Origin of the sequence: Croceibacterium xixiisoli (assembly GCF_009827305.1) — a bacterium.
GTDB classification, from domain to species: Bacteria; Pseudomonadota; Alphaproteobacteria; order Sphingomonadales; family Sphingomonadaceae; genus Croceibacterium_C; species Croceibacterium_C xixiisoli.
In genome coordinates, this window is record NZ_WTYJ01000002.1 from 764,154 (window position 1) to 777,195 (window position 13,042).

Here is a 13,042-nt window from a genome sequence, read left to right on the forward strand (position 1 = left end):
AAATGCAGCCGCTATTTTTCCCGCAGACGGGGCATCAGTTCCACGAAATTGCACGGCCGGTTTCGCGCATCGAGCTGTTCGGCCAGAATATTGTCCCAACCATCCTTCACCGCGCCGTTCGATCCGGGCAGGGCGAAGACATAGGTGCCGCGCGCCACGATCGCGCAGGCGCGCGACTGCACGGTGCTGGTGCCGATGGTGCCAAAGCTGATCCAGCGAAACAATTCGCCAAAGCCGGGGATATCCTTGTCCTTGATCCGGTCCAGCGCCTCCGGCGTGACATCGCGCCCGGTCAGTCCGGTCCCGCCGGTCGACACCACCGCGTCGATCGACGGATCATCGATCCAACGGTTGAGCAGATCAGTGATGAGGTCGGCGTCATCCTTCAGGATCGTTCGCGCCACCAGTTGATGGCCTGCGCCGGTGATCCGCGCCGCCAGAATATCGCCCGATGTGTCTTCATCCGGGCCCCGCGTGTCGGATACGGTCAGCAGGGCAATATTGATCGGCTTGAACTGGCGGCTTTCGTCTATGGCCATCAGTTCCGCTCCGCCGACAGATAGACCCGGCCATCACGGCTGGTGGCCTGCGCGCCGGGGAAGGCCGGCCATTCATTCTGGGCCAGCGCGGCGCGGCTTTCCGATCCGGCGCGGGCCTGCCGCTGATACATCCAGAAATTGCGCATCACGATCGCGACATAGCTGCGCGTTTCCCAATAAGGGATCGATTCCATCCACAGCAGCGGATCGCCGAAATCGTTGATCTCCGTGTTCCAGCGCGTGATCGGGGAAAGGCCGGCATTATAGGCCGCCATGATCTTGGGCAGGGCGCCGCCGGTCGCCGGCGTGTCGCGCAGCATTTCCAGATTCTGTTGCCCGAAGGCGAGATTGACGCGTGGATCGAAAATATCGACCTGGCTCGCGCTCATCCCCAGGGCCGGTGCATGCTGCCGCACGGTGATGGGGGTGATCTGCATCAGGCCTTGGGCCTGGGCCGGGCTGACCGCGCGGTCGCGGAAATTGGATTCCTGCAGCGTGTGGGCATAGGCCAGTGCCGGATCGACCCGCCAACCGGTCGACGGCACCCATTTTGGCACCGGGAAATGCGACGCAGGATCGGCATCGCCGCCCACCGGGGCATTGTAGGCCATGAACAATTGCGTCGACGGCAGTCCCAGATCGCGAGCCAGGCGCGAAAGCGGGCCGTAATCGCCGGCATCGCCAATCCGCGCCTGATGCAGCAGCACTTCGGATGCAAGATTGTCGCGCCCGATCTCGGCCAGCGCAGCGGCGACGCGCACATTCTCTATCCGCCCGATGCGGTCCCAATCATCCTTGGACAGATCGGCGCGAGATACGCGGGCAGGCAGAGCCTGGCCAAGCTGTTCTGCGGCCAGCATGCCATAGAGGGTTTCATCATTGTTGGCCGCGCCGCGCAGCAATTCGGCGCTGCGTTCGGGCTGACGGCACCGCAGCGCGGCGCGGCTGGCCCAGTAATAGGCGGCGGCGCGCGCTTCGGGATTGGTCGCGCCATAGGCGGATCTTTCGAAACCGGCGCCGGCGCGGTCGCAATCGCCCAGGCGCCAGGAGGCAAGGCCGACGACCCATTCGCCCTCCGCCACCCATTCGCCGCTGCCGGCATCGCCGACGGTCTGGGCGAGGGACAGCGCCTGGGCGTCCATATTCTCGATATAATAGCTCCAGGCGACGCGCTGCCGCCATTCGGCGCGCGCTTCGGGGCTCAGGCCCGGGTCCGCGCTGTCGAGCAGGGCACGGGCGCCGTCCGGATCATCATTGGTGATGCGGTCCTGAATGGCGGCCGCGATGGAAGCGGGCATGGTGCCGTCCTGCACGGCGCGCGGGCGGGTTCGTTTGGGGAAGCCACCGCGCGATGTCAGCGGCTGGGCCGTTGGCAGACCGGGCATGCTGGTTGCGCCACGGGTCATTCCCAGGCGCGCCAGCCGTTCGGCCTGCGGCAGATTGCTGCCGATCTGCAGCCAGGCCTGGATACGCGGCAACTCGATGCGGGGAGAATTGGGCGACAGATAATATTGCGCCTGGGCAACCGCTTGCAGCGGGCCGCTATCGCGCTGGCTGAGCAGACTTTCGACCTGCGTCCAGTCGGCGCGGTCGATCGCGCGGAACACGGCGCTGTAATACTCCCGGTCGCGATCGGACAATTGAGTCGGCGCCGAGCGGGCCGAGGCCTGCGCCACGAAATATTCGCTGGAGGAATTGGCAGCGGCCGGCAGCGCCACGGCAGCGCCGGAAAGCGCCGCGATCACGCAGGATATACGGTGTGCAAGTTTCATCAGATCGTCCAGTCCAGCCAGCGTTGCCACAACCGGGCACGTTCCCTAGCCTGTGCGAAGAGAAAATGCGGCGCGACTGTGGTCAATGTGGGCAATAGGCTCCCTTGAATCTCGGAAACATTATCACGGGGAGAGGCTTGCGCCGGATCGTGCCCGAGAAGCGGCAGGATGTCGCTGCCGAGCACCAGCAGCCGCTTGGGCGACGCCAGGCTGACATGATGGCATGTGATTCTGCTCAGCCCCTCGGCCGAATAGGTGCCCCAGTCCGGCATGGTCATATGGCGGGGCAGGGCAGAGGAAAAATAGACCTGATCCATGCTCAGCCCGGCGGCCTTGAGCAGGGCCGCGACCATCTTCTCGACCGCCGGATCGAACAGGCTGCCATCGGCTTCCGGCATGGGCACCAGCACCATCAGCGGCAGGCCGGCGGGTGCGGTGGGGCGGAAACCCTGCCGCGAACCGCCCAGATCCATGCTGGCATCGCTGCTCCAGTACAGCTGAAACGCCTCCAGCGTGCCCGGCCATTGCGCCGGTTCGCCTCCGATCATGGGTTTCGGCGCGGGAGGGGCGGGTTCTGCCCGGGTGAAGCTGGTCGGTTTGCGCACCGTTTCTGCGGCAGCCGCCTTTTCAGGCTCTGCCAGCCAGTTCTGCGCATCATCCAGATAATCGCAGTCGACCCCCGCCAGGCGCCACCAGTCAAGTGTGGCGGCAATGTGCCGGTCAGCGGAAAGGGCGATACGGGTCTGCATAGGGGGCTGCAGCGGGTCTTGACCTGCCGGGGCGCAGCGATCAAGCCCGATCCAGCTTTTTGTATTGCCAGGCCAGATTTGAAAAGCGGCCTGAAAACGGAGAATTGCGCGTGACAGAACGCGAATCCATGCCGGTTGATGTGGTTATTGTCGGCGGCGGCCCGGCCGGGCTGTCTGCTGCTATCCGGCTGAAACAGCTTGATGAAAATCTCGAAGTCGTGGTGCTGGAAAAGGGTTCCGAGATTGGCGCCCATATTCTTTCGGGCGCGGTGATCGATCCGCGCGCGCTGGATGAGCTGCTGCCGGATTGGCGGGAGACATGTTCGCTGGCGCAGCAGCCGGTCACGGACAATCTGCATTGGGTGCTGACCCGCACCGGCAAGATTGCCATGCCGCATCTGTTCATGCCGCCGCTGATGTCCAACCACGGCAACTACACCGGTTCGCTCGGCAATCTCTGCCGCTGGCTGGGTGAACAGGCGGAGGAACTGGGCGTCCAGATCTTCCCCGGCTTCCCGGCGTCGGAAATCCTCTACGATGAAAACGGCACCGTCATCGGTGTGGCCACGCAGGATATGGGCGTGGGGCAGGATCGTTCGCCCAAGGCCGATTACCAGCCGGGCATGGAACTCCACGCCAAATACACCCTGTTTGCAGAGGGCGCGCGCGGCAGCCTGACCAAGCAGCTGAAGAACCGCTACTCGCTGGATGCCGACTGCCAGCCGCAGGTCTATGGTCTGGGCATCAAGGAATTGTGGGATATCCCGGCCGACAAGCATGAGCCGGGTCGGGTGATCCACACCCAGGGCTGGCCGCTGGCCGAACGCGATGCCTGGGGCGGGGGGTTCCTCTATCACCAGGCCAATGGCCAGGTCGCGCTCGGCTTCGTCACCGCGCTCGATTACGCCAATCCCTGGATCAGCCCGTTCGAGGAATTCCAGCGCTGGAAACAGCACCCGGAAATCCGTGCCATCCTCGAAGGCGGCAAGCGCGTGTCATACGGCGCGCGCGCGATAAATGAAGGCGGGTGGCAGAGCGTGCCGCAGCTGGCCTTCCCCGGTGGCGCGCTGATCGGCTGTTCCGCCGGTTTCGTGAATGTCCCGCGGATCAAGGGCACGCACACCGCGATGAAGAGCGGCATGCTGGCCGCTGATTCGATCGTCGCGGCCATCGCCGCCGGGCGGGAGCATGATCAGCTTTCCGACTATGACGCCGCCGTGCGCTCCAGCTGGATCGCCACCGAGCTCAAGCTGGTCCGCAATGCGCAGCCTTTCGTGGCCAAATTCGGCGGTGCCATCGGCAGCCTGCTGGCTGGCACGGACATGTGGCTGCGCACGCTGAAGATCAATCTGCCGTTGACGCTGAAGCATCACACCGATGCCTCCGCCACCAACCGCGCCGATCTGTATCCGCGCATCGTGTATGACAAGCCCGATGGTGTGATCAGCTTCGACCGCCTGTCTTCGGTGTTTCTGTCGGGCACCAATCATGAAGAAGATCAGCCGTGCCATCTGGTGCTCAAGAATCCGGCCATTCCGACACAGATCGAGCTGCCGGTCTATGGCGGCCCGTCCACGCGCTACTGTCCGGCGGGGGTCTATGAATATACCGGCGTGGCTGAAGGCAAGCCGAAGTTCGTGATCAACGCGCAGAACTGCGTCCATTGCAAAACCTGCGACATCAAGGATCCGCCGCAGAATATCGAATGGACCACGCCGGAGGGTGGCGGCGGCCCGAACTATCCGAACATGTGATCGCGCGCGCCGATGCCCACCGAAACCGCCTATGCCAAGATCAACCTAGCGCTGCATGTCCGGCGCCGGCGTGATGACGGCTATCACGAGCTGGAAACCCTGTTCGCCTTCGTCGATGCGGGGGACCGGCTGACGGCGCGCCCGGCAGCGCAGGATAGCCTGCAATTGACCGGTGAGTTCGCCGATCAGCTGACCGATCCCTTCGGCAATATCGTGGCCAAGGCCTTGTCAGCCCTGCCACGTTCAGATGGCATGGCGATCACGCTGGAAAAGAACCTGCCCGTGGCGGCCGGGCTGGGCGGGGGATCAGCCGACGCCGGCGCGGTATTCCGTCTCGTGCGCGATGCGCATGGCCTGCCAGAAGATTGGCCACAACGCGCTGCCCGTTTGGGTGCCGATGTGCCGGCCTGCGTGGAAAGCCGGGCCTGCATCGGGCGTGGTACGGGCACGCAGCTGGAACCGATCGACAATGACATGGCGGGGCGGGCGGTGCTGCTGGTCAACCCGCGCGTGCCGCTTGCCACCGGTCCAGTGTTTGGCGCCTGGGATGGCATTGATCGCGGCGCCATGCCGCAAGGTGGCGCAGAACAAATCGCAACACATGGTCGCAACGATCTGCAATCGCCGGCAATATCGCTCTGCCCGGTGATCGCCGACGTGCTCGCCGCCCTGCGCGCCGGCCCGGCCGATCTGGTCCGGATGAGCGGATCGGGCGCGACCTGTTTTGCGCTCTATCCTGATCACGAAACGATGCAGGCCGCCGCATCCGCCTTGGCAGAAGAACAGCCCGGCTGGTGGCAGTTGCAGGGGCGGCTGCGCTGACGCAGCACATTGCGAACAAGCATGAAAGGAATGGGCATGACGCATGAAGCCTGGCGGATTGTTGGCGAACCGCATTTCGGCGGAATTCTGATCATTGCCGATCATGCCTCCAACCATGTCCCGGCGGATATCGATCTCGGCATCGATCCCGCGTTGCTGAACGAACATGTCGCGGTCGATCTGGGTGTTGCCGCCGTGGCCGAACATATGGCCGAACAGGCTGGCATCGCTGCCTTCCTTGGCGGTGTCAGCCGCCTGGTGTGCGATTTCAACCGCGAAGAAGACGCACCCGGCGTCATCCCCGACATCAGCGACGGCCATGCGATCCCCGGGAACGAACTCGATGACGCCGGTCGGGCAGCCCGGCTGAACCGGTTCTACCACCCCTATCATGATGCGCTGGCCGATCTGCTCGACCGCGCACCGCCGGCGCTGATCGTCTCGCTGCACAGCTTCACGCCCAGCCTCGCCAGCCGCCCTCAGGAGGCACGGCCATGGCAAATCGGCGTGCTCTACAATCAGGATGATCGCGCCGCCCGGCTGGCCATTCCCATGCTCACTGCCGAAAGCCTCGCGGTCGGCGATCAGCAGCCCTATTCGGGCAAGCTGCTCAATGCCACGATGAACCGCCATGCGGAGGCGGAGGGGCGCCCTTATCTGGGCATCGAATTGCGGCAGGATGAAATTCCCGACGCCGCCGCGCAACTGCGCTGGGCCTCCCGCCTCCACCGCGTCTGCAATGCGGTAGCCGTCGCTATGCCAGGATAGAGCCGCTTATGGCTGGCCGAGATGGCGAGGCACATCCATCGCCTGATGCAGCACACCGATAACGTCAATGCCACCGTCCCGGATCAGGTAGAAGATGATATGCGCCTCGTAACGATAGCTGCAGTAATCTGGCGCGACATCATCCCGCCTCCGACCCAGTTCAGGCTGCTTGGCCAATAAGGAAAACCGCGCATCCAATGCGCGCAAATACGAATTGCGCTGATCCCGCCCCCAGCGTTGGAGTGTGTAGCGCCCGATATTCCTGAGATCTGCCGTCGCGCGCGGGGTGACGCGGATGCCGGAACTCACCCTTCTGCGTCCAGTTCCTCGATGAGGCGGTCGATCGAATAATCCTCTTCAAACACACCATTTCGAGCCTGGCTTGAGCCTTCGGCAAGGTGAGCGCGCAACGTCTCTAGCTGGAGCTTCTGGCGTTCAAGCACTCGCAATGCATCACGCACCACTTCGCTGGCAGAGCCATATCGGCCGCTGCCGACTTCGCTGCGGATGAACTTTTCCCAATGTTCGCCCAGCGTGAGGCTGGTGTTGGCCATGCAAACCTCCAAATATTCATATCCCGTATATATGAATATTTTCGTAAAGTCAGCACTATGTGCGCCAGTAGCCATTGCCCATGCCGGGAGCAACATGCATTGATAGTCGGGATGACCCCCATCGCCTATCTCGAAGCCATCCGCGCGGCCTATGCGCAGTTCGATGCTGCCTTCGAACTGCATCAGCCCCTGTCTCCCGAAGACACGGCTCTCACGCTCGGCAAACTCGAACTGCCGCATTGGCTGGCCGAACTCTGGCGCGTGGCGGATGGAGGGCCCTCATGGCAGCCGGTGTTCACCCGCCCGAATTATTTTACCGGCGCGGATTTCTTGCCTCTGGCTGAAGCGCTGGCCCTGCGTGACAGACTGCGCGGCATCGCCGGAAACTTCGTTGGCTGGCAGGAAGACAAGCCGCGTGATCCGCGCGTGCGGCCCGGCTGGTTTCTCGATGGGTGGGTCCCGTTCGCGGCTTTCGGCGGCAGCACCATCGTTCTTTTTGCCGATTGCGATCCGGCCCCCGGCGGCCTTGTCGGGCAGGTCATCGCCTATGTGCATGATCCCGATCAGATCACCCTGCTGGCGCCCGACGGAGAGAGCTATCTGGCCCAATCGCTCGCCTGGTTTTTGGAACAGGCCGAGGAATTCGTGCCGGAGGAATAGAGGCGGGCGAACCGGGGTGATATATCAGCATCACCCCGGATTGCCGGTACATCAGTCGCGACGGATCCAGGTCAGCCGGCCGGTCCGCGGATTGGCGTGGAATTCGAACCGGCGATAACCCCGGATCATTTCGCCTTCCCAGCGGCCATTGTCAGCCTCGATCTCCACCACGCGGTAACCCTGGCGGGCAATCGCCCGGGTAACTTGCGCCACATTCATCCAGCGCGGGCCGGGTGTGTCGGCGCTTGCCGGCACGGCTAGGAAGGCGCCGCCAATCATGCCTGCTGCGGCCATCAGGCTGATCGTCCGTGCTTTTGCGGTACGGGTAATGCTCATGTTCTGTCTCCATTCGTCGTGGAGCGATGGTTCTGCCACGACCATACTGACAGCCTTCCTGTGGCACCCGTCAGCCTGGCGTCAGCAAAGCCTTGCTAGGAAAATGCGATGCGCCTGTTGCAATCCGCCTTTCTCCTTGCCGCCACCGGCCTGCTCTGCGCCACGCCCCCGGCCGCTGCGATGGATCGGGATGAGGCGGCCCGAGTTCGCACGGCCGTTGCCAGGGGGCAGATATTGCCTCTGCCGCGCATTCTAGCGATCGCGCGCGCGCGCGTCCCAGGCAGTATGCTGGAGGTCGAACTGGATCAGCGCGGCCGTCGCCTGGTTTATGAAGTGAAAATCCTGACCCGGTCGGGCCGCGTGGTCGAAATTGCCATCAACGCCCGCAACGGGCGCATTCTGTCCGTGGAAGATGATTGATGCGCATTCTGCTGGTGGAAGATGATGCCGATGTGGGGCAGGATCTGGCCGATGCCCTGGCGGAGGCCGGCTTCGTGGTCGAATGGGTCCGTACCGGGGATGAGGCGGCCTTCCGTGGCGATACGGAGGAATATGCCGGCGTCATTCTCGATCTGGGCCTGCCACGGCTGGATGGCCTGTCGGTGCTGCGCGGCTGGCGCGCAAACGGGCGCCGCTTTCCCGTGCTGGTGCTGACGGCGCGCGCCGACTGGACCGAAAAAGTCGCCGGGATAGAGGCGGGGGCGGATGATTATCTGGCCAAACCCTTCGCCATGGGCGAACTGATCGCCCGGCTGCGCGGCCTGATCCGGCGCATGGCCGGCCATCTGACGGCGGCCGTCACCATCGGGCGCCTGCGGCTCGATACATCGCGCATGTCGGCCTTCGTCGATGATCGTCCGGTGCGCCTGTCGGTGCTGGAATACCGTTTCCTGGAACTGCTGATGCATCAGCCGGGGCAACCGGCACCCGCGCATGAGATTGCCGAACATATCTATGGCACCGCTGACGCGGGCGATACCAATGCTGTCGAGGCACTGGTCACCCGCCTGCGGCGCAAGATCGGCAGCGATCTGATCGAAACCAGGCGGGGCATGGGCTATCTTATCGCGGATCAGCGCCTTTCCGCAGCACCAGATGCTCGGCAACAGGCGCTGTGAACATCCGCTCCATCCGCATGCGGCTGCTGCTGGGCGCGGGCTTTGCCATATTGCTGGCGCTGATGCTGACCGGCGCCGGCCTCGGCTGGCTGTTCGAACGCCATATCGAACGGCGGGAGATCATGTCGCTGGAAGAAAAGGCAATGGGCCTGCTGCCGGCCTTGCGGCTTGGGGCAGGGGGGCAACCGTCCGTCGCCCGTCTGCCAGGGGATGGCCGCTTCCACCGTCCCGCAAGCGGGCTTTACTGGCAGGCGGAAACGCGCAGCGGGATCGCCCGTTCGCGATCGCTGTGGGATCAGCGGCTGCCGACCCCCGGGGATGCGTCGGGGGAAGCATGGACCGCCCGCCGCATCGCCGGGCCGTTTGGCGATCAGCTGTTCGTCATAGCGCGCATCATTCGGGTCGGTCGCGACAATCCGCCCATCATCGTGCAACTCGCCAGCGATGATGATGCATCAATGCGGTCCTTGCGGGAATTTCGTCGCGAAACCGCGCTGGCATTGGCGCTGTTGTGGCTGGCGCTGGTCATGGCGATAGCCATCCAGATCCGGCTCGGCCTGGCGCCGCTGCGCCGTGTCGCGCGGCAGTTGCGGGCGTTGCAGCGCAATGCCGATGAACGGCTGTCACCTGATCATCCGCAGGAAATCGCGCCACTGGTCGATGCGATCAACGCCATGGCCGATGCGCGTGCGGCGGAAATCCAGCGCGCGCGCCATCGCGCCGCCGATCTGGCGCATAGTCTCAAAACACCGCTCGCGGCCATGGCTGCGCTCAGCCGTCGTGCCCGCGCAGAAGGCGCGCCCCTGGCTGCCGAAGCCATGGATCGCACGCTGGCCACCGCGCGCAAGGCGCTGGACGGGGAACTGGCCCGCGCCAAGGGCGCGCTGGCCGGTGGGGCGGGCCATATCCAGACTGCCCTTGCTCCCGTGGCAGAGGCAGTGATCGCCGTGCTTGAACAGACCGAGGCGGGCGCGCGGGTGGTGTTTGCGGTCGACTGTGCCGATGATCTGCAAATACCCGTCCCTGCGCCGGAACTGACCGAGATATTGGGCGCCCTGCTGGAAAATGCCGCGCGTCATGCCCGTCGCGCCGTCTCGATTCACGCCGCCAGCCAGGGCGATATGGTGTTGGTGCAAGTGGACGATGACGGCCCGGGCATGGATGAGGCCAGCCTTGGCCGTGCCTTGCAGCGGGGCCAGCGCCTGGACGAGGTAGAACCAGGGCATGGCCTGGGTCTGGCCATCGCTCGCGATATTGTCGAGGCGACGGGCGGGCAGATGTCGCTTACCCGATCCGCACATGGCGGGCTGTCGGTCCGTATGGACTGGCCGGAACTGGACGAGCGCGGCTGAACCGCTTGCGTTACCGATCTACCGGTGAAGCTTAGTAATCGCGAACCGCGTCAAACCATTCCTGTGCCATGTCTTCCGACACCCCCAGCCTCGCCGCATCAGCGGTCTGGCTCAATTGCCAGACGGCATCGCCGATATCCTCCCGCTCGGTCGTTTCGATCTGCTTCATGCCATTGAAGCGCCTAGAAAATTCCTTGATCGCGGCTTCAGCATCGGCTCGGCTCTGTCCCTGCGCCAGGGCATCAAGCGCCGCGTCATAGGCCTGATTGGCAATTTTTGCCGATGCCCTGTTCCAGCCGGAGAAGGGCCGGCCATACTCCTTGTCCCACCATTCCGGCTTCCGCAACTGGCTGACGCCTGTGTAGCCAGCCCATGGACGCACCGCTGCGCGCGCCTTCACCGCCTTGCGCAGATTCTTGCCCACCGCCTCGTCGACATTGAAGGCGATGAAGCGGTCGAGCAGGGGCCATGTGTCCAGTTCGGGCATGGCGGCAAGATCGGGGATGAACCGCAGCTCGAGATTTTCCAGCAACTGCATTTCCGCCAATTGCGGCAGATCGGTAAAATTGCCTTCCAGGCTGAGCGATTTCAGATTGGGGAACTGGGCCAGTGATTTGAGCGATATGGGCTGCGCCAGCGGATCATTGCGCAGAGACAGATTTTCCATCGCCGTCAGCACGCCCATGTTGGGCAGGATGCAGGCTGGGGCGGTGCGGCGCCTGCTGGTCTTTGGCGCCAGGGTCAGTTGCGCAGGCAAGTCCCCCTCGGCCGAAAAACGCGCCAGATCGCCGGTCAGCATCAGATGGTGGTGGGGATTCCTGCCCTTGACCGGCAACACCAGATGCAGCCGCGCCCCACCGTCTTCCAGCACGATCTCCAGCACCTGGATCTGCGATTCGCTGGCATCCACTGTCCGATTGTGCGGCAAGGCCGCTGTCCATCGCATCGTCTCGATCGGGCGGTCCCGCGCCCAATCTAAGAATCCGGCATCCTCCCCCGCATAACGCAGTCCACGCGGCCAGGGTGATCCGGCCGGCGTGGCGAAGGTGTCGAACACATTCCAGTGGATCGGCGCGTCGGGCGCCACATGCAGGTCCGCCCGCTTGCCCAGCGATGGCGGCCCGATGCTCAGCCCGCCAACCCCCGTTTCCCGCACCAGCGTGTGGCTGGCCGGGCCGGTCAGGTCGATCGGATAACGACCGGCATCGGTCAGACTGCCTGCGGGAGGGTTCGTATCGGGGGCGTTCGACATGCATCACCATTCATTGCGCAGGCTGAAGTTCAGCCGCACACTGACGAAAAGGCAAGCCCGGCTGACCTCACAAAGGGGAGCGCCAAGATGGGATGCCGGGTCCGCATTCCCGGCCTCACCAGTTCTTTGCCACCAGATCCCCTGAAGGTCCGCAGGCATAGAACCCTGCCGTGGGGCCATAGGCATGCGTCATCGCCAAGGCGACCGCCGGCCGGGCCCCGTCATCGGGCGAATGGCCGGCACCATTACCGGTCATGTCGGTGGAGGTCAGCCCGGGATCGACCGCATTGACCTTGATCCCGTCGCGTTCCAATTCCTTGGCCAGCTTGACCGTCAGCATGTTGAGCGCGGTTTTCGATGCACAATAGCCGGCGAAGCCCACGCCCCATGTCTCGCTGCGCATGTCGAGCGCATCCCCCAGCGAACTCAAGCCGCTGCTCATCATTACGATCCGCCCTGCAGCAGACAAGCGCAGCAGCGGCAAGAAGGCTTGGGTCACTCGCATGGCACCAAACACATTGGTTTCAAACATTTGCCGCATGTCACCGATGGATTCCTGTGCGGTGCTGGGGGGCGGTGCAAACATCAGCCCGGCATTGTTGACCAGCACATCCAGCCGCCCGGCCTCCTGCGTGACGAACCGGGCCGCCTCGCCAACACTGGCATCATCGGTGACATCCAGCTGCACCGCGCGTGCAGCAATGCCAGCCTGCCGCAACTGCTCTGCGGCGGCCTCACCCCGTGCCAGATCGCGGCATCCCAGCCACACAGCATGGCCCTGCGCCCCCAATTGGCGGGCAATCGCCAGCCCGATACCTTTGTTGGCCCCGGTGATGAGGGCGATGGGCGCAAGATTGGTCATGACGTTTTCCCTGACAGCTTAGGGCAGATAATATAATACGATATTCGTAATATTCAAATATCGTATTTTGCCATCTTGTCCGTCAGGCGCAAAAACTCGATCCGCTCTTCCGGATCCAGCGGATCCAGCATCGCCCGGCAGGCGTCGCCATATCCGGCCATGTAACCCGCCACTGATGCTTTGCCCTTTGCCGTCAGGGTCAGCGCCACGCTGCGTCGGTTGGCTTCGGGCCTTTGCCGCTCCATCATGTCCCGCCGCACCAGCCGGTCGGCAGCAGATGACATGGTCGTCATGGCCACCTGCAGATAACGCGCGACATCACCAAGGCTGCAGCCGGGATGATCCTCCACGAACAGCAAGGCCTGCACATCCAGCGCGTTGAGGTTGTGCTCCATCGCGGCACCCGCTTCGGCCACCTTGAACCGCCGGGTGAAGCGTTCGAACGCGATGGTGAGTTGGTCGATCTGGCTCTGGGTCGGTTCGGTCATGCGGCCTTGAAGCAGC

At 63.8% G+C, this 13,042-nt stretch carries 16 protein-coding genes; 7 read left to right on the forward strand and 9 right to left on the reverse strand.

The window, feature by feature from the left end; genetic code table 11:
- Positions 1 to 11: 11 nt before the first annotated feature.
- The 3 genes from moaB to GRI97_RS12645 are packed head-to-tail and all read right to left on the reverse strand — an operon-like array spanning position 12 to position 3,060.
- A complete protein-coding gene (gene moaB / locus GRI97_RS12635) occupies positions 12 to 539 on the reverse strand; it encodes a molybdenum cofactor biosynthesis protein B (protein ID WP_161391523.1) in 528 nt (175 codons plus the stop codon).
- Positions 539 to 2,311 carry a transglycosylase SLT domain-containing protein gene (locus GRI97_RS12640; RefSeq protein WP_161391524.1) on the reverse strand — a complete coding sequence of 591 codons (1,773 nt, stop codon included), beginning with the start codon at positions 2,309 to 2,311 and terminating at the stop codon, positions 539 to 541. The genes moaB and GRI97_RS12640 overlap by 1 nt, the downstream gene beginning before the upstream one ends.
- The gene (locus GRI97_RS12645) at positions 2,311 to 3,060 is read right to left on the reverse strand and encodes a hypothetical protein (RefSeq protein ID WP_161391525.1); all 750 of its coding nucleotides are present in this window, start codon (positions 3,058 to 3,060) and stop codon (positions 2,311 to 2,313) included. Before GRI97_RS12645 ends, GRI97_RS12640 begins: the two co-directional genes overlap by 1 nt.
- A 110-nt stretch (positions 3,061 to 3,170) precedes the next feature.
- Between GRI97_RS12645 and GRI97_RS12650 the strand changes: the two genes are divergently transcribed.
- Genes GRI97_RS12650 through GRI97_RS12660 form a run of 3 tightly spaced genes read left to right on the forward strand, consistent with a single transcriptional unit; the run spans position 3,171 to position 6,404 of the window.
- The gene (locus GRI97_RS12650) at positions 3,171 to 4,814 is read left to right on the forward strand and encodes an electron transfer flavoprotein-ubiquinone oxidoreductase (RefSeq protein WP_161391526.1); all 1,644 of its coding nucleotides are present in this window, start codon (positions 3,171 to 3,173) and stop codon (positions 4,812 to 4,814) included.
- A 12-nt stretch (positions 4,815 to 4,826) separates the two neighbouring features.
- On the forward strand, positions 4,827 to 5,636 hold the full coding sequence (locus GRI97_RS12655) for a 4-(cytidine 5'-diphospho)-2-C-methyl-D-erythritol kinase (RefSeq protein ID WP_161391527.1): 810 nt from the start codon (positions 4,827 to 4,829) through the stop codon (positions 5,634 to 5,636).
- Between the two features lie 36 nt (positions 5,637 to 5,672).
- Positions 5,673 to 6,404: an N-formylglutamate amidohydrolase gene (locus GRI97_RS12660; protein WP_202392728.1), complete on the forward strand. Its 732-nt coding sequence runs from the start codon at positions 5,673 to 5,675 to the stop codon at positions 6,402 to 6,404.
- Positions 6,405 to 6,410: 6 nt separating this feature from the next.
- On the opposite strand, the gene GRI97_RS12665 is transcribed toward GRI97_RS12660, so the two are convergent.
- Positions 6,411 to 6,713, reverse strand: a complete 303-nt coding sequence (locus tag GRI97_RS12665; RefSeq protein WP_161391529.1) for a type II toxin-antitoxin system RelE/ParE family toxin — start codon at positions 6,711 to 6,713, stop codon at positions 6,411 to 6,413.
- Positions 6,710 to 6,958: a type II toxin-antitoxin system ParD family antitoxin gene (locus GRI97_RS12670; RefSeq protein WP_161391530.1), complete on the reverse strand. Its 249-nt coding sequence runs from the start codon at positions 6,956 to 6,958 to the stop codon at positions 6,710 to 6,712. The genes GRI97_RS12665 and GRI97_RS12670 overlap by 4 nt, the downstream gene beginning before the upstream one ends.
- Before the next feature lie 111 nt (positions 6,959 to 7,069).
- On the opposite strand from GRI97_RS12670, the gene GRI97_RS12675 reads away from it, so the two are divergent.
- Positions 7,070 to 7,618: an SMI1/KNR4 family protein gene (locus GRI97_RS12675; RefSeq protein ID WP_161391531.1), complete on the forward strand. Its 549-nt coding sequence runs from the start codon at positions 7,070 to 7,072 to the stop codon at positions 7,616 to 7,618.
- Positions 7,619 to 7,669: 51 nt separating this feature from the next.
- Here the strand turns inward: GRI97_RS12675 and GRI97_RS12680 are convergent, their stop codons facing one another.
- A complete protein-coding gene (locus tag GRI97_RS12680; protein WP_161391532.1) occupies positions 7,670 to 7,954 on the reverse strand; it encodes a PepSY domain-containing protein in 285 nt (94 codons plus the stop codon).
- Between the two features lie 108 nt (positions 7,955 to 8,062).
- Here GRI97_RS12680 and GRI97_RS12685 point away from each other — a divergent pair, with 108 nt between their 5' ends.
- The 3 genes from GRI97_RS12685 to GRI97_RS18920 are packed head-to-tail and all read left to right on the forward strand — an operon-like array spanning position 8,063 to position 10,424.
- Entirely contained in the window at positions 8,063 to 8,374 is a 312-nt protein-coding gene (locus GRI97_RS12685) for a PepSY domain-containing protein (protein WP_161391533.1), read from the forward strand.
- Entirely contained in the window at positions 8,374 to 9,072 is a 699-nt protein-coding gene (locus tag GRI97_RS12690; protein WP_161391534.1) for a response regulator transcription factor, read from the forward strand. Before GRI97_RS12685 ends, GRI97_RS12690 begins: the two co-directional genes overlap by 1 nt.
- Positions 9,069 to 10,424: a sensor histidine kinase gene (locus GRI97_RS18920; protein ID WP_161391535.1), complete on the forward strand. Its 1,356-nt coding sequence runs from the start codon at positions 9,069 to 9,071 to the stop codon at positions 10,422 to 10,424. Before GRI97_RS12690 ends, GRI97_RS18920 begins: the two co-directional genes overlap by 4 nt.
- Before the next feature lie 31 nt (positions 10,425 to 10,455).
- Here the strand turns inward: GRI97_RS18920 and GRI97_RS12700 are convergent, their stop codons facing one another.
- The 3 genes from GRI97_RS12700 to GRI97_RS12710 all read right to left on the reverse strand — a co-directional run bounded on the left by GRI97_RS12700 (position 10,456) and on the right by GRI97_RS12710 (position 13,026).
- Positions 10,456 to 11,676: a hypothetical protein gene (locus GRI97_RS12700; protein WP_161391536.1), complete on the reverse strand. Its 1,221-nt coding sequence runs from the start codon at positions 11,674 to 11,676 to the stop codon at positions 10,456 to 10,458.
- Positions 11,677 to 11,791: 115 nt separating this feature from the next.
- Positions 11,792 to 12,538 (reverse strand): SDR family oxidoreductase, encoded by a 747-nt coding sequence (locus GRI97_RS12705; protein ID WP_161391537.1) that lies wholly within the window; start codon positions 12,536 to 12,538, stop codon positions 11,792 to 11,794.
- Positions 12,539 to 12,591: 53 nt separating this feature from the next.
- Positions 12,592 to 13,026, reverse strand: coding sequence for a MarR family winged helix-turn-helix transcriptional regulator (locus GRI97_RS12710; RefSeq protein WP_161391538.1), 435 nt, complete (start codon positions 13,024 to 13,026; stop codon positions 12,592 to 12,594).
- Positions 13,027 to 13,042: the final 16 nt, after the last annotated feature.

What these genes read in the sequence shown, in the direction of transcription:
- moaB (WP_161391523.1), bottom strand. Translation starts at nt 539, where the DNA reads ATGGCCATAGACGAAAGCCGCCAGTTCAAGCCGATCAATATTGCCCTG.
- GRI97_RS12640 (WP_161391524.1), bottom strand. Translation starts at nt 2,311, where the DNA reads ATGAAACTTGCACACCGTATATCCTGCGTGATCGCGGCGCTTTCCGGC.
- GRI97_RS12645 (WP_161391525.1), bottom strand. Translation starts at nt 3,060, where the DNA reads ATGCAGACCCGTATCGCCCTTTCCGCTGACCGGCACATTGCCGCCACA.
- GRI97_RS12655 (WP_161391527.1), top strand. Translation starts at nt 4,827, where the DNA reads ATGCCCACCGAAACCGCCTATGCCAAGATCAACCTAGCGCTGCATGTC.
- GRI97_RS12660 (WP_202392728.1), top strand. Translation starts at nt 5,673, where the DNA reads ATGACGCATGAAGCCTGGCGGATTGTTGGCGAACCGCATTTCGGCGGA.
- GRI97_RS12670 (WP_161391530.1), bottom strand. Translation starts at nt 6,958, where the DNA reads ATGGCCAACACCAGCCTCACGCTGGGCGAACATTGGGAAAAGTTCATC.
- GRI97_RS12675 (WP_161391531.1), top strand. Translation starts at nt 7,070, where the DNA reads ATGACCCCCATCGCCTATCTCGAAGCCATCCGCGCGGCCTATGCGCAG.
- GRI97_RS12680 (WP_161391532.1), bottom strand. Translation starts at nt 7,954, where the DNA reads ATGAGCATTACCCGTACCGCAAAAGCACGGACGATCAGCCTGATGGCC.
- GRI97_RS12685 (WP_161391533.1), top strand. Translation starts at nt 8,063, where the DNA reads ATGCGCCTGTTGCAATCCGCCTTTCTCCTTGCCGCCACCGGCCTGCTC.
- GRI97_RS12690 (WP_161391534.1), top strand. Translation starts at nt 8,374, where the DNA reads ATGCGCATTCTGCTGGTGGAAGATGATGCCGATGTGGGGCAGGATCTG.
- GRI97_RS12700 (WP_161391536.1), bottom strand. Translation starts at nt 11,676, where the DNA reads ATGTCGAACGCCCCCGATACGAACCCTCCCGCAGGCAGTCTGACCGAT.
- GRI97_RS12705 (WP_161391537.1), bottom strand. Translation starts at nt 12,538, where the DNA reads ATGACCAATCTTGCGCCCATCGCCCTCATCACCGGGGCCAACAAAGGT.
- GRI97_RS12710 (WP_161391538.1), bottom strand. Translation starts at nt 13,026, where the DNA reads ATGACCGAACCGACCCAGAGCCAGATCGACCAACTCACCATCGCGTTC.